Origin of the sequence: Spiroplasma endosymbiont of Nomada rufipes (genome assembly GCF_964277355.1) — a bacterium.
Taxonomy (GTDB): domain Bacteria; phylum Bacillota_I; class Bacilli_A; order Mycoplasmatales; family VBWQ01; genus Spiroplasma_E.
Map to the genome: position 1 here is coordinate 706,718 of NZ_OZ195517.1, position 21,821 is coordinate 728,538.

Here is a 21,821-nt window from a genome sequence, read left to right on the forward strand (position 1 = left end):
TTAGTAATTTTTAAAAAATAAATTTAAAAGCAATGGTGAAACTAATGGAAATAAATAAATTATTGAATAATCGTTATCATATTTTAAAAATTATTGGTTCGGGTGGTATGGCTAAAGTTTATGAAGCACAAGATAAATATTTAAATCGGCAAGTTGCTTTAAAAGTAATTAATCCAATTTCACCACTAGATGACTTAATAAAAGAACGATTTTTGCAAGAAATTAGAGCAGTATCTAGAGTTAGACATCCCAATGTTATTTTAGTATATGATGTTTTTATTGATAAGAAAGATTGATGCTTAGTTTTTGAATTATTAGAAGGTAAAACATTAAAAGAATATTTAAGTAATTATTCAGTTTTATCAGTTAATGAAGTTATAGTTATTATGAAAGAAATTTTAAAAGGGGTTAATGCGTGTCATTCAGTCAATATTATTCATCGTGATTTAAAACCTGAAAATATTATTTTAACTAGTAGTGGAGCAATTAAAGTTTTAGACTTTGGTATTGCTGTTATTGATGATTATGAAGTTAAAAAACACGCTAATCAAGTTGTAGGAACAATGAAATATATTGCTCCAGAAGTAGTAAAATTTCAAAAACCAACAATTCAAAGTGATATTTATGCTTTGGGTATTATATTATATGAATTATTAGTTGGTAAACCACCTTTTTTTCATAAAAATCCACAAATATTAGCCGCTAAACATATTAAAGAACCAATGCCATTAATTCATGAAATTAATAAGAATATTCCACAAAGTTTAGAAAATATTATTTTGAAGGCAACTGCTAAGAATATTAATGATCGCTATCGGACAATTAGTGAATTGAGTAATGATTTAGATTGTTGTTTAAAAACGGAAAATAAAAATAATATGTTATTTAAGAAAAATTACTTAAATTCACAAAAATTAAAAAAACCATTTTATTTAAAAAAAGAATTTTTATTATCTTTAATTTTAATTATATTATTACTTATTGGTGTTATTATAAGCATATTAATTTTATATTAATTGGAGGACACTATGAATTTTAAACAAGGAATAGTTATTGGAGTTGCAAATAACTTTGTTGAAGTAAGAATTGATAATCAATTTTTTTCTTGTTTAATCAAAGGAAATTTAAAATTTCAAACAGCAAAAATTTTAGTTGGTGATTATGTTAAAGTTAATTTTAAAGATGATAAAAATCCTTTGGTTGAATCAATTTTACCTCGATTTAATGAACTATATCGACCAAGCATTGCTAATGTTGATCAAGTATTAATTGTTAGTTCTCTTGTTAATCCTTTTCTTAGTAGTTTTCTATTAAATAAATTATTAACTATTTTTAATTATTATCATTTAAAAATAATTTTAATATTTACAAAAATTGATTTGGTAACTAAAGATAATGAAGTTTGAACAAAAGTTAAAGCATATCAGAATTTAAATTTACCAACAATTTTTATTTCAAATGTTAAAAAAAATGGTATTGAAGATTTAAAAAAAGTTTTTACAAACAAGTTATCAATATTAACAGGTACTTCAGGAGTGGGAAAGAGTTCAACTTTAAATAGTTTGGATAATAATTTAAAATTATGAACACAGGATATTTCTACAAGTTTAAATCGTGGTAAACATACCACAACTAAAACTCGCCTTTATTTTTTACATGATGGTATTATTGCAGATACACCTGGTTTTTCGGTCTTTCAGTTACAAGGTCTAAGTAGTATTGATATTGCTACTAATTTTCCTAGTTTTACTAATATTTGACAAAATTGTAAGTTTCGTACTTGCTTACATCAGCAAGAACCAGAATGTGCAATTAAAAAAGCAGTTGCAAATAAAATAATTTCTAGTTTTTTTTATGAAGATTATTGTAAAATTTTAATAGAATTCAATAAAATTAATAATTTAAAATAAAGGATGGTAATATATGAAAAAAGAAGTAACAATTGCCGCTAGCATTTTAACTGCTAACTTTCTATCTTTAAAAGATGATTTATTAAATTTACAAAATGCAGGAATTAATTGAATTCATTTTGATGTTATGGATCATCATTTTGTTGAAAATTTAAGTTTTGGTGCAAAAATATTAAGTGATGTATGTAAATTTAGTTCTAATATCAATATTGATTGTCATATGATGGTAAAGATAACAACATCAAAAGTATGTGATTATTTAAAACCATTTATAATTTTACCGCAAGTTAAAAATATTACTTTGCATTATGAAGCATTAACAGAAGAACAATTAAAAGAATTTCTGCAGTGAAAAAACCCTGGTTTTAAAAAAGGAATTGCCATTAATCCTGATACACCAATTTCAAAAATTTATGATTATTTGAAAGATCTTGATACAATTTTAATTATGAGTGTGCAACCAGGTGCGGGTGGACAACGTTTTTTAGATTTAACTATTAATAAAATTAAAATGTTAGTAAAACATATCGATAATAATTTTCCAAATATTACAATTGCTGTTGATGGTGGCATTAATAATTTAACAGCAAATGATTGTATTGCTGCTGGTGCTAATTACCTAGTAGCAGGTAGTTATTTATTAAATAGTGATAATTCAGTAAAAAAACAAGTTGCGATGTTAACAAATTATGAAAAATAGTGATATTAAACAATTAGTAATTGTTTGTCGTGATTATAATTTAAATTGAGAACAATTTATTAATCCAATTTTTATTGGTGTTGAAACTGGTGTTTTATCATTATTAAAATATAACAAACCAATTAAGTTTATTTGTGGTGATAATGATACCATTAATAAACAACAGTTAAAGATTTTAAATGATCAAAGTAAAATACATAATTTTGAAATTATTACTTTTAATAAAGAAAAAGATTTTATTGATAGTGAACTTGCGATAGTTACTGCAATTTCCAAAAAAATTGATTTTCAACAAATAGTGATAGTAAGTGATGGAATACGTTGGGATATGTTACTTGCTAGTATTAATATATTAAAAAAATATGAATGTTTTAACCCAATTTTATTAGGTGAAAATAATTATTGTTTTTTACTAAAAGCAAAATCAGAATATATTTTTTACAATTGACAATTAACATATAAATATATTTCTTTTTTTAGTTTAGACAATGAAGAAGTAATTTATAATTTTAGTGGTTGTAAGTTTTATCCAAATCAAGATATTACTGTTACTAATAATAGTAAGCAAACTATTAGTAATGAATTTAACAAAGAAGAAAGACCAAAACTAATTATTAAAAAAGGAAAATGTTTAGTTTTTTTACATAAATAATTTTTAAAATTTAGAAAAACTAATTATTATTTTATGACAAAAGTATATTAATAAAATCTTAAAAAAAAGATAGTATAATAAAAATCATAAACTTAATATAAGTTTTCTAACCCTTATTTTTATTAAAAATAAATGGGTTTTTTTATTTTTTAAAAGAGGAGAAATTAAAAAATGGTAAAAGAAAAAATGTCATCTGCAACAGAGTTAATAAAAAAACTTGAAAGTATAAAGTTAAGATATCAAAAACAACATAATACTCAAATTCCTTATTTTAAAAGAATTATTGAATAATTAAAAGGTATATCTTTGGTTGCAGATATTCCTAATGTTATTAAAAATCTTAATTATCTTCAAGATAATTGCGGAAAAAGTACTAAAAAATATTCTGATAAAGCAATAATGCCAATTTTATCTTTGTTTACTGTAACTATTAGTTTTTTAGAAGCACAAGTAAATAAGGGGGCATTAACAATAGATTTTAAAAATATATATAAATATGATTTAAGTAATGTTTTAACTACTTCAGAAGATAAGTTATTTGTATTAGGTTCACAAACTGATTTATAAGTTAAAATAAAATATAGAGATAGTTCTAAAAGTTTAGATGATTTAACACTATATGATAGTTCAGACATTAATGAAATTTTTAAAGAAATGCAAGAAAAAAATACATGATTTAAAAATACTAAAAGAAGCTAAAAATAAAATATGTGGACAAATTAATAATTTTAATTTGAATTTCAAAAATGAAAAACAATTAGCAAGAAGATGGTGACATTGACCACTTAAATTTTTGACTTGTGGAATGTGAGAAAGTAATAAAATTAAAGCAATTAATAATAAATATAGTAAGGATAGTTTTGATAAATTAATTCGCGAACATAATGGATTAAATACTAAAATTAATGAGTTAGAAAGTGATATTAAAATTTTAAAAACTAAAGTTAATAAATCAGAAAAGAAAACTAAAATATTAGGAAGTAGTAGTTTAAATTATGGTAAAAAATGAAAATCAATAAATGATTTAGATGAGCATAATATTGTAGAAAAGAGTTTTTCATATCAAAATTTGTTATAAGACGTTATTATTTGGTGATAATTTATTTTTTTAATTTAAAATAAAAATGCTAAATTGTAAAGGTAAGTGCAACTAAATTATTTTTCTATCCAAATATTCGATTGGTGAAAGATAATTTAATATTTTTCTCGGTCTTTGATTTAAAGACAATATAAATTTATGAACTTCATTTTTATTAGTTTTTGAAAAAATAAATTTTTTAGGAAATTTTTATCTAATTAAACCATTAGTATTTTCATTAGTACCTCTTTGTCAAGGTGAATATGGATTGGCAAAATAAATTTTTACATCTAAATTTTTTTCAAGTTGTTGTCAATTTGAAAATTCTTTGCCACGATCAAAAGTAATAGTTTTAACAATGTTTTTAGGAAGAATTGATAAATAATAACTGACATTTTTATTAATAACTTTAGTAGTTCTGTTTTTAACTAATATTGCTAAAGTAAATCGTGATACTCTTTCAACTAAAGTTATTAAACATGATTTGCTTTTACCTCGTGATGATACTATAGTATCTCCTTCCCAATGACCAAGTGTTATACGATCATTAACATTTATATCTCGTTCTTTAATTGATTTACCATTAAACTTGCCACGATTTTCTTTAGATTTTCGTTTTTTACCTTTTCTTCTTAAATTTTTACTAGTAACTTTATCAAGCATTCCAAAATAAATTCAAGTATAAATTGTTTTAAAACTAATAACTCACTCTTTATGAAAATTTTTAATTCTGCCATAAATTTGTTCAGGTGATCAACCTAATAGTAATTTTTGTTGTACATATTTTACTAAATTCTTATTTTTAAACTTATGAAAACTAATATGTGATTGTTTTCGATTTTCAGCTTTATTTTGTGCAATTAATGAAAAATAATGATTATTATCTTTATTTCTATTAATTTCTCGAATAATAGTACTAATACTTCGATTAAGATTTTTAGCTATTTCACTAATTTTAAATTTAAATTTCAATTGATTCTCAATATAAATCCTTTCATCTATGCCAAGATGTTTATAACTCATATAAAAACTCCTTACTTTTTTCTAAACTAAATTTAGCATTATGAAATTTTTATATGAGAATTTTTTGCAATTTTATTTACTTGCACTTACAAGTATAACTCAGCATATTTATAAAGTTAATATTTAACACGAATAAATATAAGTAGTAGATTTATTAATGTATAAGTTGTATTAAAATTAGGGAGCGTAGTCAATTTTCTTATTTTATGTAGAAGTAGTTATTTTATCAAACTAGGAATCCTTTACATTATTTATTGTAAAAATTAAAAATTATTAAGTTACAAAATGATAAAATTAATATATAAAAAGTAAAGGAGGAAGTAAATGGAAAAAATTGGTGCTGCAGTTTATTTACATTTAGCAAATTTAGAAGAAATTAAAAATTATACCGAATTATTAGCCAAGAATAATATTAAAACTATTTTTACAACTTTAATTATTTTTAAAAAAACAGATTATGAAAATTTAAAAAAATTAGTAGTATTAACACAAATTGCTAAAAAGTATAATATGCATGTTTTTGCAGATATTAATATTGAATTTATTAATGAATTTAATCTGAATCTTAATAAACGACTTGATTTCATAAAGTTTTTTAAAATGTATGGTTTATCGGGTATTCGTTGCAACGAAGGAATTGATATTAAGCATCAAGCAAAATTAAGTCAAAATCGTTTAAATTTTAAAATATTTATTAATGGTTCATATGTTATTAATGATATCAACTACTTAATATTATTTTATAAAGCTAATGTTAATAACATTATTAGTTTTTATAATTTTTATCCACAAAGATATACCGGTGCTGATATTGACTTTTTTTGTTTAAATCAATCTGAAAGCGTTGTTAATAAAATTCCATTTGCCAGCTTTGTTACATTATTAGGAAAAGATAAATTGGACCTTGAAAATATAATGATAATTTACCAACATTAGAACTGCATCGTGATTGACCATTGGTAACACAAATTCGTCATTATATTGCTTTATGCATTGATATGATAATTATTGCTAACCAGTTTTTAACAGAATATGATTTGAAAATGATAAATGAAATTGATTATAAAAATTTATCGTTAAAAATTGAGTTAAATTCTAATATTACTGATAGTGAACAACAGATTCTTTTTGATAAAAATATTAATAAAGTTAGATCTGATTTAGCACGTGATATAATTCGTAGTGTTATTTCTCGAGTTATATATCAAGAATTAGATATCCCTGCTAACAATACTAATCAATGATTAGAAAAAGGTGATGTTGTTATTATTAATAATAAAGCACAAAATTATCGTGGTGAATTACATATTATTACAAATAAAATTAAAAATGTGGTATTCGTAACGTTGTTGGCAAACTTTCTAAAGAAGATTTAAATTTTATTCCGTTTTTAGTATCAAATCGTTCATTTAGATTTATTTTATAAATAAATTTTTTGTTTTATTTATTAAAAACATAAACATTTAAAATATGATAAAATCATTAAGTATTATTAAATAATAGTTAGTAAGTGTGAAATTTTAAAAGATAATCTTACTTTTAATTTTTTTTAAAATAAAAAGTTTAATATTGTATAAAAATATTGATAATTTTTTAATTTACTAATATAATTGTTAAAGTAAAATAAAAAATAGGAGCTGACATGAATGCATTCAGTGAAAAAATCACCATCATCAGACAACAAAGAAAACGAAGAACGAACAAGTAGTGAACAAGAGTTTCAACGTCTTTTAAAAGGATTTAGTAAAAAGGCCCAAGAAACTAAAAGAGCAGAAAAAAGACATAAACATTTTCTTTCTGCGCGTGATGAAAAACGCGAAAAACAAAGCGCTGCTGCTAAAAAGAAAAAACATCGTAAGTAATAAAAAGGAAAAAATGGTAATCACTGTTAATTATTATTGGCGGTGATTTTTTATATGAAATATCCTTTTGTTCAACAAGAAACAGAAAATGATTGTGGTTTGGCATGTCTTGCTATGATATATAGGTTTTATTTTAAGAAGAAGTTATTAATTAATGACATAAAAAAAGATATATTTTTAACAAAATTGGGAATTAATCTTTTAGAATTAAAACAATTGGCTAGTAATTATAATTTATTATTAAAAGCTTATAATATTAATTTTGATAAATTAAAATCACTAATAATTATTAAACCATTAATTATTCAAATACATAATGCTAATGTCGGATTTCATTTTATAGTTATTTACAAAAAGAAAAAAAATAAATGACTGGTGGCAAATCCAGAAGATATTGAACTTAGTTGAAAAAATATTGAAGATTTTACAAAAATTTTTACGAATGTTGTTATTTCAACTAATATAATAAATAAATTTTTTATTAGTAATAAAAAAAAGATGAATAAAATTAAAAATTTTTCACCATTTTTGATTCCAAATTATTTATATTGCTAAATTGTAAAGGTAAGTGCAACTAAATTATTTTTCTATCCAAATATTCGATTGGTGAAAGATAATTTAATATTTTTCTCGGTCTTTGATTTAAAGACAATATAAATTTATGAACTTCATTTTTATTAGTTTTTGAAAAAATAAATTTTTTAGGAAATTTTTCTCTAATTAAACCATTAGTATTTTCATTAGTACCTCTTTGTCAAGGTGAATATGGATTGGCAAAATAAATTTTTACATCTAAATTTTTTTCAAGTTGTTGTCAATTTGAAAATTCTTTGCCACGATCAAAAGTAATAGTTTTAACAATGTTTTTAGGAAGAATTGATAAATAATAACTGACATTTTTATTAATAACTTTAGTAGTTCTGTTTTTAACTAATATTGCTAAAGTAAATCGTGATACTCTTTCAACTAAAGTTATTAAACATGATTTGCTTTTACCTCGTGATGATACTATAGTATCTCCTTCCCAATGACCAAGTGTTATACGATCATTAACATTTATATCTCGTTCTTTAATTGATTTACCATTAAACTTGCCACGATTTTCTTTAGATTTTCGTTTTTTACCTTTTCTTCTTAAATTTTTACTAGTAACTTTATCAAGCATTCCAAAATAAATTCAAGTATAAATTGTTTTAAAACTAATAACTCACTCTTTATGAAAATTTTTAATTCTGCCATAAATTTGTTCAGGTGATCAACCTAATAGTAATTTTTGTTGTACATATTTTACTAAATTCTTATTTTTAAACTTATGAAAACTAATATGTGATTGTTTTCTATTTTCAGCTTTATTTTGTGCAATTAATGAAAAATAATGATTATTATCTTTATTTCTATTAATTTCTCGAATAATAGTACTAATACTTCGATTAAGATTTTTAGCTATTTCACTAATTTTAAATTTAAATTTCAATTGATTCTCAATATAAATCCTTTCATCTATGCCAAGATGTTTATAACTCATATAAAAACTCCTTACTTTTTTCTAAACTAAATTTAGCATTATGAAATTTTTATATGAGAATTTTTTGCAATTTTATTTACTTGCACTTACAAGTATAATTCAGCATTATTCATTAATTATTATAATTAATAATTTATTTTTAGTTACTACCTTTTTTATAGCACAAGTATTTTATAAGCATTTTATTAATCAAATTATTTTAAATAATAGTTTACAGTTAGCAATGATTTTATTATTAAGTTTCTTTTTTATTAATTTAATGAAAATTTTAATTGAATATATTTTAAATAAAATATGTCAAAAATTTTATTTTTATTTCAATAACTTTTTAGTAGATTTATTTCATAATAAATGATTTAAAAATAAACCAATAGAAATACAAAAATATAATGGTAGTGATTTTTTACAAATATATCAAGATATTAATAACATATCAACTATGTTTTGTCATAATAGTTTAGAAATAGTTTAGAGATAATTATTAATTTTATTACTAGTGTTATTGTTAGCATAGTTTTGATTAAGATTCATTTTATGATTTGATTAGTAAATTTATTAAATGGTTTTATAACAGTATTAATTAATTTTATAATAATGTTATGAAAAAAACCATTAGTAAAAAAAGAACTAGTTACCAAATTAGATTTGCAGCAACAAATAATTTTAAGTCAAAAAAGTTTTGAAGATGCCTATTTTCGTAATTTGCAACTGCATATTAAAAGTATATTAGTTAAAAAGTATAATACACATATTAATAATTATTGACAATTAAATAATTTAGTTATTAATAATAGTTCGTTAACAAGTTTTATTAAAAATATTATTAGTTTTATTAATATATATTTATCATTAATATTAATTTTTGATGGTAAAATTAATCTATCTCAATTAATATTTATTACTAGTATTAGTATTTATATTAATTCTTTTTTTCAAAATATTGGTAATAGTCTTATTTTCTTTCCGGTTTTTATTAAATAATTTCAAAGATTTAATAATTTTATTAATTGTAGATTACAATATAAGAATAACAAAAATTTTTTTCAATATCAATTAATAAAATAGTATTAAAAGATTGTTATTTTAATTTAAGAAATAAAGTAGTTTTTAGTAATTTAAATTTAATATTAAAACAAAGTAATATTATTATTGGTCCTTCTGGCATTGGTAAAACAACCTTACTATCATTATTAATTCAGAAATATGTGCCTTTTAAAGGTAAAATTTTAATTAATAATGAAATTGGATTAGATAATATTTCATATGAATTTTGACAAAAAAAATGTATTTATTTACATTCAAATTCTATTATTCATAACGGTACAGTTTTAGAAAATATTTTATCATTTAATATTACAAAAGAAAAATTAATAAATTTTCAAAAATTAGGATTTAATGATCTCTTGGGCAGTTTAGGTTTAACAACATTTTATTATTGTCAAGAATATGGGGCTAATCTTAGTCAAGGTCAAAAACAAATAATTATTTTCTTAAGTTTATTTTTTTATGATTGAAAAGTAATTTTATTAGATGAAATTTTGAGTAACATCAATAATGATTTAATAATAAAGTTAATAACTTTATTATTAAATCATTATAAAAAAATAATTATTATTTATGCAGGTCATGATTTAACACTAGTAAAATTATTTAAAAATGTAATTGATTTAAATAATTATAAAAGTATAGATGGTAATGAATAATGATTTTTTTTAGAAAAAGTACTTATTTATTAGGAAGTAGTTCAATTTTTCTTTTTTTAGGACTCTTATTAGGTTTAAAAATTATTAATATTCCTCATGTTTATGCTGTTAATGGTCAAACTATTTTTATAAGTGAGACAAGATATGAAAATAAGGGACACTTTGCTTATTTATTAGATTTTAAAAGAGAAGAATGTTTAAAGTTTAATAGTTTTAATCAAATTACTATTTTTTTCTCTATTAATAAATGTTATTTAACAATTTTTTTCCAAAATGAAATGATAATAATCAACTTTTAATTGAAGAAAACATTAATTCTAATACATATTTAAATCAAATGGTATTCATAATTATTGGTAAAGAAAGTTTGTTAACATTTATTTGAAATAATATTACAACATAAATGTAAATATTGATATAATTTAATCAAAAAGAAGTTAGGTAGATAAATGCCAGCAAAAATTAATATTGTAAATATTTACAATGATCATAACTATGACATTAAAAATTTTAATATTTTATCAGAAAATATTTTAAATGCAGTAGCTATTAAGTTAAAACAGAAAATTACATGGTGTATTGCTGTTATTTTTAATGACGAACAGACTAGTATTGAATTAAATAAAATTTATCGTCATAAAGATTATGTTCCTGATGTTTTATCATTTGGAAATAATGATGATGATTTTCCAAATATTAATATTGATATTAGAGATTTAGGCGATGTTTATATTTGTTATTCAAAGGCAGTAGCGCAAGCACAAGAATATGGTCATAGTTTAATTAGAGAATTATCATTTCTTTTTATTCATGGATTACTTCATACATTAGGATATGATCATCAAAATAGCGTAGAAGAAAAGGTTATGTTTGATTTACAAGATGAAATTTTAAATATTCTTGGTATTACTAGAAAATAAGGAGTGGTATAATGGAAAAAGATATAGATTTATTAGTATTATTGAAAAAAGCAAAAGTAATACAAAAAAATGCTTATGCGCCTTATTCTTTATTTAGAGTTGCTGCAATAGTAATTTTGAAAAATAGTAAAGAAGTGTTAGGAGTAAATGTTGAAAATGCTGCATACTCAGTAGGTATTTGTGCTGAAAGAGCAGCTTTGTCACAAGTTATTGCTCAAGGTTATAAAAAAGAAGATATTATTATTCTATTTTTAATTACTGATAGCGAAACGGTTGGTTCTCCTTGTGGTATGTGTCGTCAATTTATGATTGAAATTATGCCAGAAACATGCCCTGTTTATATTAGTAATAAAAATGAAAATAATGATACTAAAACAATTTGTAAAATATTAGTAAAAGACTTATTACCTTTAGCGTTTAAACCAAGTTCATTGAAAGGGAATTAATTTATGACTAATAATTTTAAATCAGGTTTTGTTAGTTTTATTGGTAGAAGTAATGTTGGAAAATCAACTTTATTAAATACCATTCTTCAAGAAAAAAAGGCAATTGTGTCTAATAAACCACAAACAACCAGAAATCAAATTCAAGGTATTTATAATAGTGATGATATGCAAATCATATTTTTTGATACTCCCGGCATTCATAAACATAATAACCAACTTGGACGAATGATGAATCGCGATGCTAACCGTGCCACTAAAGAAACTAACATTATTTGTTTATTAACGCCATGTAATGAATACATTGGAAATAGCGATAAACATATTATTAAATTATTATCAGAAAGGGTAAATACAACTATTCTACTTTTATTAACTAAGGTTGATTTAGTAACAAAAGAAAAATTAATGGATAAAATTAATGAGTGAAAAGATTTATTACCATTTAAAGAAATAATTCCAATTTCTGCTATAAAAGAAATGAACTTAGATATATTATTGAAAAAACTATATGAGTATTTACCAATTGGTGAAAAGAATTATTTAATTGAAAATAACGATGATGTTTCAGATAATACTTTAATTAAGGAAATTATTCGTGAAAAAATTTTAAATTTAACAGAAGAAGAAATTCCTTATAGTGTAGCAGTATTAATTGAAAGTATTAATTATAATCCAAATACTAATATTACTGATATTAATGCTGTTATTGTTGTTGAACGCGACTCACAAAAAGGAATTATTATTGGTAAAGGAGGTAGTATGATTAAAGAAATTGGAATAAGAGCTAGAACAGATTTAGAAAGTATTTTTGATTCTCATATTATATTAAAAACTTTTGTAAAAGTAATACCTGATTGAAGAAATAATCCTAGAAAATTAAAAGAGTTAGGTTATAGTTAAAATATGTTTAATATTGATACTGGTTTGATTTTAAACATTAACTACATTAAATCAATAAATAATATTACCATTTTAACATCAAATTATGGTGTTAAAATAGTTTCTTTACCAGAAATAAAAATCAATTTAAATAAATATAGTCTTTTAGATTGTTGAATTTTTATTTTTAATCAAAATTATGATTGTTCAAACTTATGTATAACATATAAAAAAATAAAAAGTTTTAATAGTTTTATAAATGAAAAAAGTTATCAATTGATTAAAAGTTTTAACAAGATAATTATTAATTATTTAGAAAAAATTAGTATCAATAATAAAAATATCTTTTCTTTTTTATTTAATTTATATGAACAGTTAATGATAAATAGTAACTTTAAGAAAGTTTATGTTTTTTTCTTATTTCATAGTTTAATATTTCAAGGAATTCAGTTTAACTTTACTAATTGTATTAATTGTAATCAAATAACTAATTTGTATTTAATTAATTATGATTTGGGTGGTATTTTTTGTAAAAATTGTTCTTTAGAATTAGCTATAATTAATTTTGACATTGTTTTGTTTAAAAAAATATATCAACTTTATTTATTAAATTATCAAGATATTAATAAATGAAAAGTTGAAAAAGAAGAACTTAATAAAATTCTTAATATTTTAGAAAACCACTGTCAAAAATATAATAATAAATTAATAATTACATAAATATTTTAATAATTAGTTGTTATATTGTTTTTAATAATATATAAAACTTATAATAGGTTGACAAAACCTATCTATGAACATATTATTAACAAGATTATTCTTTTTAGAGATTTTATGTATTATTTAAGATATTTAAGAAAATTTTTATGATTAATGGAGGGGCAATGATTAATAAAATTATCAATGATAAGTCAATGAAGGAAATAATTACTCATTTAAAAGAAAATGGTTTTATTTTTCAAGGATCAGAAATTTATTCAGGTCTTGCTAATAGTTGAGATTATGGTCCGCTTGGTGTAGCACTTAAAAATAATATTAAGAAAAGTTGATGAGTTTTTTTTGTCGAAAAAAATCCATACAATGTTGGGTTAGATAGTTCAATTATTATGAAATCTAAAGTTTGAGAAGCTTCAGGGCATTTGAGTAATTTTAGTGATCCATTAATTGATTGTAAAAAATGTAAGTCTCGATTTCGAGTTGATAATTTAATTAATCATTATTTTCCTAGTATTAATTGTGATAATTTAAGTAATGAAAAATTAGAAACATATATTAATCAAAATCATATTAAATGTATTAAATGCAATAATGAAGATTGAACTAAAGTTAGACAATTTCAATTAATGTTTGAAACATATCAAGGTGTTTTAAAAGAAGATAAAAATAAAATTTATTTAAGACCTGAAACTGCACAAGGAATATTTATAAATTTTAATAATGTAAGAAATAGTTGTAATAAAAAAGTACCATTTGGTATTGGTCAAATTGGTAAAAGTTTTAGAAATGAGATAACTCTTGGTAATTTTATTTTTCGTACTAGAGAATTTGAACAAATGGAATTAGAATTTTTCTTTATTCCAAAGGATAAAAATGATAACACTTGATTTAATTATTGAGTTGATCAATGTAAAGAATTTCTCTCTCTAGTAGGTTTATTGAATTCAAAAAATATAAAATTTAAAAATCATGAACAAAATCAACTAGCACATTATGCATTAGCAACTACTGATATTGAATATAATTTTCCTTTTGGTATGAGTGAGTTATGTGGTATAGCTAATCGTGGGAATTATGATTTAACAAAACATAGTGAGAATTCTGGTGTAAATTTTGAAATTCAAGATCCTAATGTTACAGTAAAAAGAATGGTTATTCCTTCAGTTATTGAACCTTCAATTGGTGTTGAAAGGCTTTTATTAGCTTTAGTTTGTGAAGCATTTACAAAAGAAGTTTTAAAAGACGATAAAGAACGGTTAGTGTTAAAATTAAATAAGAGTATTTGCCCTTATCAAGTAGCTGTTATGTCTTTAAATAAAACAAAATTGGGTAAAGAGGCATATGAAATTTTTGAAATGTTAAATAAAACACAATTAAGAGTAATTTATGAAGCATCATCAAGTGTTGGTAAATCTTATCGTTATCAAGATGGTATTGGTACTATGTATTGTGTAACAATTGATTATGACACAAAAACTAAAGGTACTGTTACAATTAGAGATCGTGATACTACAAATCAAGTTATAGTTAAAGTTGATCAACTTAAAGAATATTTATATGACAAATTAGACATTATTTGTTAGAATTGTGTGAAAAAATATGGATATCGAGTTTAATAAAAAAATTAATGAAGTTAAAGCAAAAATTAATATTGTTGAAGTTATGGGCAAATATTTAAATTTGATCCGTAAAGGCAATAATTTTTGAGCTATCTGTCCTTTTCACGAAGACTCTACTCCTTCATTATCAATTTCACAAGAAAAAAAAATTTATAAATGTTTTTCTTGTGGTGAACAAGGAAACGTTTTTATTTTTTTACAAAAATATAAAAATATTAATTTTATTAATGCTCTTAAAGAAGCAGCAGATAATGTTAATTTAAATTTAAAAGAGTTTGATATTAATTTATCTGAATTTAATGTTGAAACTAAAAAAAATCCACTAAAAATTTTAAATAATATTACAATGAATTTTTTTAGTTATCAGTTACTAACTGATATTGGTCAAGAAGCAATGAAATATTTACAAAATCGTAATATTACTACTGAAAATATTAAATATTTTAATATTGGTTATGCACCTATTAATAATGAATTAATAGATTATCTTAATGCACAAGGTTATAAAGATAATATTGAATTTGTAAAATTAGGACTTATGAAAATTAATAATAAGGATCAACTTCTTCCTACCTTTTCAAATCGAATTATGTTTGCTATTAAAGATGAAGATGGAGATTGTGTTGGTTTTTCTGCAAGAAATTATAATAGAGAAGATAAAAGTTATAAATATATTAATAGTCCAGAAACAGATTTTTTTAAGAAAAGTAAAATTTTATATAACTTTAATAATGTTAAAAATTATATTAAAAAAAATGAAGTTATTTATTTGACTGAAGGTTTTATGGATGTTATTGCTCTAAATAATCAAAATATTAAAAATGTTGTTGCTTTAATGGGAACAAATTTAACAAAAGAACATATTTTACTTTTAAAAAAAATTACTATTAATATTATTATTTTTTTAGATGGTGATTTACCAGGAAAAATAGCATCTTTAAAAATAGCTAGTGTTTTATTATCAAATAATTTTAAAGTACAAATTATCAATAATGATACTAAATTTGATCCTGATGAATTAATAAATAAATTTCCTCAAAAATTTTATGAAATAATAAAAAAAACCATTCATCCTTTTGAATTTGCAATTAATTTATCATTAACTAAATATAACTTTAAAAAAGATAGTTATGAACTTAATGAATTTTTAAAATCATTAGTTCCAATTTGAACAAAAATCAATGATGTTATTACTAAAAAGTTTTACTTAAATATGTTAGCAAAAATAACTAATTTATCCACTGAAGACTTAATACAAATTTTAAATATTGATAATAATTTAGTAACTACAACTTTTAGTATCAAAAATAAATCTAAAATAGAAGTAAAAAATATTTTTTTTGAAGCACAAGAACAACTTATTTTTTTAGTAATGTTATCAAAAAATGTTTATTTAATTTTAGAAAAAGAAAAATTTATTTTTCCAAATCAAGATTTTATGAATTTATACTTTTTAATTAGTCAAAAATATCAAAATAATCAAATAGAAGCAATTAATTTTGATTTAATTTTAGAAGAACTTAAAGGTAATTCACTTTTAAATATTTTAGAAAAACTTCTTGATAAGTATAAAAATAAAAAGTTTGATTTAAAACCTCAAATTATTAATGATTACTTAAAAATTATTAATAATCAACTAATTGATTATGAAATAAAAATGATCAATGGTAAATTGAAATCTGAAAAAAATATTGAAAAACAAATATTGTTATTAAAAGAAATATCAGTATTAAAAAATAAAATAAAGAAAAAATAAGTATGATGATAAATTAAGGATAAGGTGAAAATATGGCTGTTATACAACAAAAAACGAAATTGAAAAAACTTTTAACTTTAGAGGAAGTAGAAAGTAATTTAATTAAAAAATTAGAAAAGAGTCAAACAAAAGAATTAAAACAAGAAGATGTCATTAAAGAGTTTGCACATTTAAAATTAGATGATGATACGATTGAGGAAATTTTTGATCGGTTAGAAAAAGAAGGAGTAGTCTTTACTGATATTTTGATGGATGAAGTTGAAGATGATGCTAATTTTACCGATATTGATGATGAACAATTACCTGATGATTTAGATATTGATATTTTAGTTAGTGATTTGAGTTTTAAAAATACAATGGGGATCTCTAATGATACAAGAAGAAAAGATGGAATTAAGTCTTATTTTAATATTTTAGGAACGAGTCAAATATTGAGTCAAGGTGAGGAAATTAAATATGCTAAAATGTTAGAATCAAAAGATGTTGAGGAAAGAACATATGGTCGTGAGCAATTAATTAAATCAAATTTAAAATTAGTAGTTTCTGTTGCTAGAAAACATTTAAATCGTGGTTTAGATTTTGCTGATTTAATTGAAGAAGGTAATATTGGTCTTATTAAAGCAGTTGATAAATTTGATTATCGCCGTGGTTTTAAATTTTCAACTTATGCTACTTGATGAATTAGACAATCAATTACACGAAGTTTAGCTGATCAAGGTAAAATGGTTCGTGTACCTGTTCATATGGTTGAAAGAATTAATAAGTTAACAAGAATTGAAAGAAACTTAACACAAGAATTAGGTCGTGATCCTACTCATGAGGAAATTGCCAATAAAATGGGACAAAACATGACAGCCGATCGTGTTCGTGAAATTAAAAAACTTGCTATTGAACCAGTATCTTTAGAAAAACCAATTGGTGAAGAAGATGATACACATTTTGGTGATTTTATTAAAGATAAAAATATGCTATCTCCCGATGAATATGCTGAAAGACATTGATTAAGAGAACAATTGGATCGTGTTTTTGCTGAAGTATTAACAAAACGAGAAGAAAAAGTTATTAGAATGCGTTTTGGAATTTTACCAACAAAATTAAGAAGATTATTAGAACTTTGTGAAGATGAAAAAGAAATTACTGAATTAAAAACAGTAGTTAATAATTTACAGTTACACTATGATACTAGTTTAGATAAAACAGAATTGTTAAGTGATAAGGTTGTTCATCGTCATATTACTAAGTACGATTCTCCAAAAACTCTAGAAGAAGTTGGTAAAGAATTTATTGTTACAAGAGAAAGAATTAGACAAATAGAAGCAAAGGCAATTAGAAAATTAAAACATCCGTCTAAATCTAAACATATTAAAGAATTTTATAAAGGATAATAGTTAAAATGTTAACTATCAATAATATAATTAATGTTTTAGAAACATATTTTCCTTTAAAAGATGTTTGTGAATGAGATTTTTCAGGAATACAAATTAAATCAAAAACAAAGACCAATATTAATAAAATTTTAGTTTGTTTGGATTTTACTAATGAAGTTTTAACTGAGGCCATTAATAATAATATTGATTTAATAATTTCTCATCATCCATTAGTTTTTGCCAAAGATATTAATCAATCTAATATTTCAAATTGAAAAAAAGAATTATATAGTAAAATACTAATAGCAGATATTAATGTATATTCATTACATACTAATTTTGATGTATCATTAGTAGGTATGAATATGTTGATGGCTAAAAAATTAAAAATTAAAAATATTCATTTTATTAATGAAGAAAAGTTGGCAATAGTTGGTAAATTTGATAGACAAATGCCATTAAAAGAATTGATTAATAACTTAAAAAAATATTTTAATGTTGCAAATATACAATTGGTTAATAATAAATTGAGTGATAACAATATAGTGACTGTTGCTTTATCTGCTGGTGCTGGTGGTGATATTATTAGTAATTTATCTAACAATATTGATTTATTAATTACTGGAGAAATGAAATGAAACTATATTATGGAAGCTAAAGATAGAAAAATTAATGTTATTTTGGTTGGTCATTATATGGAGCAAAAATTTGTTGATTTTCTTTTTCAATTACTTATTGAAAAATTATCAACAAAAGTTAAAGTTTTTAAATATAATCTAGAAAATCCTATTACTTTTTTAAACTTATAAAATTTAAAAAGGAAAAAACTATTTTTTAAATAAAAATAAGTTTTAGGGGGTTGATAAATATGATTTTAGAAGATTTAGAACCAATGACTGATCAAGAGTGTCAGGCAGTTAGTGGTGGTTTTGCTCAATTTTTAATGGGTGCCATGTTAGCAGGGATAGCAATTCCTGTTATTAAAAATTTATGAAATAGTGTTTCAGGAAGTATTAAGTTACCAGGTGGTATTGAAAGTAAATGAGATAGTTCTAAAGATGAAAGTAAAGATTTAACAAAAATTAAAGATGAATTTAATAAATTTCAAGAAAAATTAACACATTTAATACCGCCTTTTTATGAATTTTAAAGAACTTAATAATACAAAAAAACCAAGAGAAAAAGCTATTAAATATGGCTTTGACGCTCTTAGTGATAATGAATTATTAGCAATTATTTTGCGAACAGGAACTAAAGAAAAAAATGTATTATTTTTAGCGCAAGAAATAATTACTAATTTTAATGGTCTTGAAAATTTAAATAAAGTAACTATTAAATCTTTGATGAGTATTAAAGGTATTGGTGTTAGTAAAGCTTTAGAAATTTTAAGTTGTTTAGAAATAGTAAAAAGAATAAGAACTATTGAAAGTCAAAAAAAATATTTTAAAATTATTATTCCTGAAGATGTTTTTAATTTAGTTAATGCATATTATCAAAATTTAACGCAAGAACATTTTTATTTATTATTATTAAATAATCAAAATAAATTAATTCATCAAAATTTATTATATAAGGGTACTAATGATACTATGAAAATTGATGTTAAAGATATGTTGCATCTGGCACTTATTCATAAATCAAGTAAAGTAATTTGTATTCATAATCATCCTAGTGGTAATAGTGAACCCTCACTATCTGATTTATATATCACCGAAGAAATTAAAAAAAATTTTCAGGTTTTTAATATTACCTTAGTTGATCATATTATTATTGGCAAAGGTAATTATTTTAGTATAAATTTAAATAAAAAATATTATAAGTTTAAATAAAAACTTAAAAAAATACATTACTTAAATTTAAAAATATAGTAAAATTATTATGGTTTAGTGTGTAAATAATATTTAACTTACCAAGAATGGACTAGTTATTAAACATAGTTTGTTATTAGATATTAATAAGAAAGGAGAAAATTATGTCAACAATTAAACCAAGCAATGAATCATTTACTGCCCAACCTTCACTATTTGGAAAAATTATGGTTTATTTATCTTTTGTTTTAATATTTCCAATAATTTTATTTATTGTTTCTCGTAATAATTTTCTAAGATTACAACAATCAATTGAAGAAACTGCTTCTGATATTGATGTGCAATTAAAGCGTCGTTTTGATTTATTAACAAAATTAGTAGATGCTACTAAAGGTTATATGAAATTTGAAAAAAGTACATTAACAGATGTTGTATCTTTACGAAGTGGAAAAATGGAAACAATGAGTGATCTTTCAAAAGCAGATAGTGGACTTAATGCAGCTTTTGGAAAATTTAATGCTTTATTAGAAAATTATCCTGATTTAAAAGCAAATACTACTGTTTTACAATTACAATCAGGTGCCAAAGATTGTGAAGATAATATTGCTGCTGCTAGAAGATTTTATAATGCTAATGTTAAGGTGTTCAATAGTAAAATTAAAACCTTTCCAAGTAATGTTGTAGCATCAACATTAAATTTAGTTTCAAAAGATTACTTTCTTGCATCAGATAGCGATCGTCAAGATATTAAAATTGATTTATAAAATTAAATTTATTTTTGAAAATATATTTAAATTAGTTATTTACCCCTTTCTTTAGACAAATAAATTGTTTTGAATAAACATTTATGATTTGTTTAAAGAAAGGGTATTTTATTTAAAGCTAAATTGTAAAGATAAGTGCAACTAAATTATTTTTCTATCCAAATATTCGATTGGTGAAAGATAATTTAATATTTTTCTCGGTCTTTGATTTAAAGACAATATAAATTTATGAACTTCATTTTTATTAGTTTTTGAAAAAATAAATTTTTTAGGAAATTTTTCTCTAATTAAACGATTAGTATTTTCATTAGTACCTCTTTGTCAAGGTGAATATGGATTGGCAAAATAAATTTTTACATATAAATTTTTTTCAAGTTGTTGTCAATTTGAAAATTCTTTGCCACGATCAAAAGTAATAGTTTTAACAATGTTTTTAGGAAGAATTGATAAATAATAACTGACATTTTTATTAATAACTTTAGTAGTTCTGTTTTTAACTAATATTGCTAAAGTAAATCGTGATACTCTTTCAACTAAAGTTATTAAACATGATTTGCTTTTACCTCGTGATGATACTATAGTATCTCCTTCTCAATGACCAAGTGTTATACGATCATTAACATTTATATCTCGTTCTTTAATTGATTTATCATTAAACTTGCCACGATTTTCTTTAGATTTTCGTTTTTTACCTTTTCTTCTTAAATTTTTACTAGTAACTTTATCAAGAAAACCCAAATAAATTCAATTATAAATTGTTTTAAAACTAATAACTCACTCTTTATGAAAATTTTTAATTCTGCCATAAATTTGTTCAGGTGATCAACCTAATAGTAATTTTTGTTGTACATATTTTACTAAATTCTTATTTTTAAATTTATGAAAACTAATATGTGATTGTTTTCGATTTTCAGCTTTATTTTGTGCAATTAATGAAAAATAATGATTATTATCTTTATTTCTATTAATTTCTCGAATAATAGTACTAATACTTCGATTAAGATTTTTAGCTATTTCACTAATTTTAAATTTAAATTTCAATTGATTCTCAATATAAATCCTTTCATCTATGCCAAGATGTTTATAACTCAT

Annotated in this window: 28 protein-coding genes; 25 read left to right on the forward strand and 3 right to left on the reverse strand. The window is 22.0% G+C overall.

The features are described 5' to 3' along the window. Positions 1-44: 44 nt before the first annotated feature. The 6 genes from ACICQF_RS03850 (at position 45) to ACICQF_RS03875 (ending at position 4,340) form a co-directional block, all read left to right on the forward strand. Positions 45-1,016: a serine/threonine-protein kinase gene (locus ACICQF_RS03850; protein ID WP_174481523.1), complete on the forward strand. Its 972-nt coding sequence runs from the start codon at positions 45-47 to the stop codon at positions 1,014-1,016. Between the two features lie 12 nt (positions 1,017-1,028). After that, positions 1,029-1,910, forward strand: a complete 882-nt coding sequence (rsgA, locus tag ACICQF_RS03855; protein ID WP_395472828.1) for a ribosome small subunit-dependent GTPase A — start codon at positions 1,029-1,031, stop codon at positions 1,908-1,910. Positions 1,911-1,923: 13 nt separating this feature from the next. Beyond that, complete coding sequence (locus tag ACICQF_RS03860) at positions 1,924-2,610, forward strand: ribulose-phosphate 3-epimerase (protein WP_252319571.1); 687 nt, start codon at positions 1,924-1,926, stop codon at positions 2,608-2,610. Next, a complete protein-coding gene (locus tag ACICQF_RS03865) occupies positions 2,600-3,262 on the forward strand; it encodes a thiamine diphosphokinase (protein WP_395472829.1) in 663 nt (220 codons plus the stop codon). Before ACICQF_RS03860 ends, ACICQF_RS03865 begins: the two co-directional genes overlap by 11 nt. Before the next feature lie 306 nt (positions 3,263-3,568). Further along, positions 3,569-3,829, forward strand: a complete 261-nt coding sequence (locus ACICQF_RS03870; protein WP_395472830.1) for a hypothetical protein — start codon at positions 3,569-3,571, stop codon at positions 3,827-3,829. 70 nt (positions 3,830-3,899) lie between these two features. Further along, positions 3,900-4,340, forward strand: a complete 441-nt coding sequence (locus ACICQF_RS03875; RefSeq protein WP_395472831.1) for a hypothetical protein — start codon at positions 3,900-3,902, stop codon at positions 4,338-4,340. Between the two features lie 210 nt (positions 4,341-4,550). Here ACICQF_RS03875 and ACICQF_RS03880 read toward each other — a convergent pair whose 3' ends face one another. Beyond that, a complete protein-coding gene (locus ACICQF_RS03880; RefSeq protein ID WP_395472832.1) occupies positions 4,551-5,363 on the reverse strand; it encodes an IS30 family transposase in 813 nt (270 codons plus the stop codon). Positions 5,364-5,687: 324 nt separating this feature from the next. On the opposite strand from ACICQF_RS03880, the gene ACICQF_RS03885 reads away from it, so the two are divergent. The 4 genes from ACICQF_RS03885 (at position 5,688) to ACICQF_RS03900 (ending at position 7,780) form a co-directional block, all read left to right on the forward strand. Further along, a complete protein-coding gene (locus ACICQF_RS03885) occupies positions 5,688-6,299 on the forward strand; it encodes a MupG family TIM beta-alpha barrel fold protein (protein WP_395472833.1) in 612 nt (203 codons plus the stop codon). Positions 6,300-6,319: 20 nt separating this feature from the next. Next, on the forward strand, positions 6,320-6,739 hold the full coding sequence (locus ACICQF_RS03890) for a phospho-sugar glycosidase domain-containing protein (RefSeq protein WP_395472834.1): 420 nt from the start codon (positions 6,320-6,322) through the stop codon (positions 6,737-6,739). 270 nt (positions 6,740-7,009) lie between these two features. Next, complete coding sequence (locus ACICQF_RS03895) at positions 7,010-7,225, forward strand: hypothetical protein (protein ID WP_174480618.1); 216 nt, start codon at positions 7,010-7,012, stop codon at positions 7,223-7,225. A 54-nt stretch (positions 7,226-7,279) separates the two neighbouring features. Then, positions 7,280-7,780 carry a cysteine peptidase family C39 domain-containing protein gene (locus tag ACICQF_RS03900; protein WP_395472835.1) on the forward strand — a complete coding sequence of 167 codons (501 nt, stop codon included), beginning with the start codon at positions 7,280-7,282 and terminating at the stop codon, positions 7,778-7,780. 19 nt (positions 7,781-7,799) lie between these two features. On the opposite strand, the gene ACICQF_RS03905 is transcribed toward ACICQF_RS03900, so the two are convergent. After that, positions 7,800-8,750: an IS30 family transposase gene (locus ACICQF_RS03905; RefSeq protein WP_338979395.1), complete on the reverse strand. Its 951-nt coding sequence runs from the start codon at positions 8,748-8,750 to the stop codon at positions 7,800-7,802. 40 nt (positions 8,751-8,790) lie between these two features. On the opposite strand from ACICQF_RS03905, the gene ACICQF_RS03910 reads away from it, so the two are divergent. The 15 genes from ACICQF_RS03910 (at position 8,791) to ACICQF_RS03980 (ending at position 20,729) form a co-directional block, all read left to right on the forward strand. After that, on the forward strand, positions 8,791-9,222 hold the full coding sequence (locus ACICQF_RS03910) for a hypothetical protein (protein WP_395472836.1): 432 nt from the start codon (positions 8,791-8,793) through the stop codon (positions 9,220-9,222). A 62-nt stretch (positions 9,223-9,284) separates the two neighbouring features. Then, a complete protein-coding gene (locus tag ACICQF_RS03915; protein WP_395472837.1) occupies positions 9,285-9,731 on the forward strand; it encodes a hypothetical protein in 447 nt (148 codons plus the stop codon). A gap of 161 nt (positions 9,732-9,892) precedes the next feature. Beyond that, the gene (locus tag ACICQF_RS03920) at positions 9,893-10,453 is read left to right on the forward strand and encodes an ATP-binding cassette domain-containing protein (RefSeq protein WP_395473703.1); all 561 of its coding nucleotides are present in this window, start codon (positions 9,893-9,895) and stop codon (positions 10,451-10,453) included. Then, on the forward strand, positions 10,453-10,752 hold the full coding sequence (locus tag ACICQF_RS03925) for a hypothetical protein (RefSeq protein ID WP_395472838.1): 300 nt from the start codon (positions 10,453-10,455) through the stop codon (positions 10,750-10,752). Before ACICQF_RS03920 ends, ACICQF_RS03925 begins: the two co-directional genes overlap by 1 nt. A 150-nt stretch (positions 10,753-10,902) precedes the next feature. Next, positions 10,903-11,373 carry an rRNA maturation RNase YbeY gene (gene ybeY, locus ACICQF_RS03930; protein WP_395472839.1) on the forward strand — a complete coding sequence of 157 codons (471 nt, stop codon included), beginning with the start codon at positions 10,903-10,905 and terminating at the stop codon, positions 11,371-11,373. An 11-nt stretch (positions 11,374-11,384) separates the two neighbouring features. After that, on the forward strand, positions 11,385-11,819 hold the full coding sequence (gene cdd / locus ACICQF_RS03935; RefSeq protein WP_395472840.1) for a cytidine deaminase: 435 nt from the start codon (positions 11,385-11,387) through the stop codon (positions 11,817-11,819). 3 nt (positions 11,820-11,822) lie between these two features. Continuing rightward, positions 11,823-12,719: a GTPase Era gene (era, locus tag ACICQF_RS03940; protein WP_395472841.1), complete on the forward strand. Its 897-nt coding sequence runs from the start codon at positions 11,823-11,825 to the stop codon at positions 12,717-12,719. Between the two features lie 3 nt (positions 12,720-12,722). After that, entirely contained in the window at positions 12,723-13,418 is a 696-nt protein-coding gene (locus ACICQF_RS03945; RefSeq protein WP_395472842.1) for a DNA repair protein RecO, read from the forward strand. Positions 13,419-13,582: 164 nt separating this feature from the next. Continuing rightward, positions 13,583-14,998, forward strand: a complete 1,416-nt coding sequence (locus ACICQF_RS03950; RefSeq protein ID WP_395472843.1) for a glycine--tRNA ligase — start codon at positions 13,583-13,585, stop codon at positions 14,996-14,998. 16 nt (positions 14,999-15,014) lie between these two features. Then, complete coding sequence (dnaG, locus tag ACICQF_RS03955) at positions 15,015-16,790, forward strand: DNA primase (protein WP_395472844.1); 1,776 nt, start codon at positions 15,015-15,017, stop codon at positions 16,788-16,790. Between the two features lie 32 nt (positions 16,791-16,822). Continuing rightward, positions 16,823-18,175 carry a sigma-70 family RNA polymerase sigma factor gene (locus ACICQF_RS03960; protein ID WP_338957374.1) on the forward strand — a complete coding sequence of 451 codons (1,353 nt, stop codon included), beginning with the start codon at positions 16,823-16,825 and terminating at the stop codon, positions 18,173-18,175. A gap of 8 nt (positions 18,176-18,183) precedes the next feature. Continuing rightward, entirely contained in the window at positions 18,184-18,966 is a 783-nt protein-coding gene (locus ACICQF_RS03965; RefSeq protein ID WP_395472845.1) for a Nif3-like dinuclear metal center hexameric protein, read from the forward strand. A 59-nt stretch (positions 18,967-19,025) separates the two neighbouring features. Continuing rightward, positions 19,026-19,307, forward strand: coding sequence for a hypothetical protein (locus ACICQF_RS03970; protein ID WP_338979794.1), 282 nt, complete (start codon positions 19,026-19,028; stop codon positions 19,305-19,307). After that, complete coding sequence (radC, locus tag ACICQF_RS03975; RefSeq protein WP_395472846.1) at positions 19,297-19,986, forward strand: RadC family protein; 690 nt, start codon at positions 19,297-19,299, stop codon at positions 19,984-19,986. The genes ACICQF_RS03970 and radC overlap by 11 nt, the downstream gene beginning before the upstream one ends. Positions 19,987-20,129: 143 nt before the next feature. Beyond that, a complete protein-coding gene (locus ACICQF_RS03980; RefSeq protein ID WP_252319773.1) occupies positions 20,130-20,729 on the forward strand; it encodes a LemA family protein in 600 nt (199 codons plus the stop codon). 141 nt (positions 20,730-20,870) lie between these two features. Here the strand turns inward: ACICQF_RS03980 and ACICQF_RS03985 are convergent, their stop codons facing one another. Next, positions 20,871-21,821: an IS30 family transposase gene (locus tag ACICQF_RS03985; RefSeq protein WP_395472847.1), complete on the reverse strand. Its 951-nt coding sequence runs from the start codon at positions 21,819-21,821 to the stop codon at positions 20,871-20,873.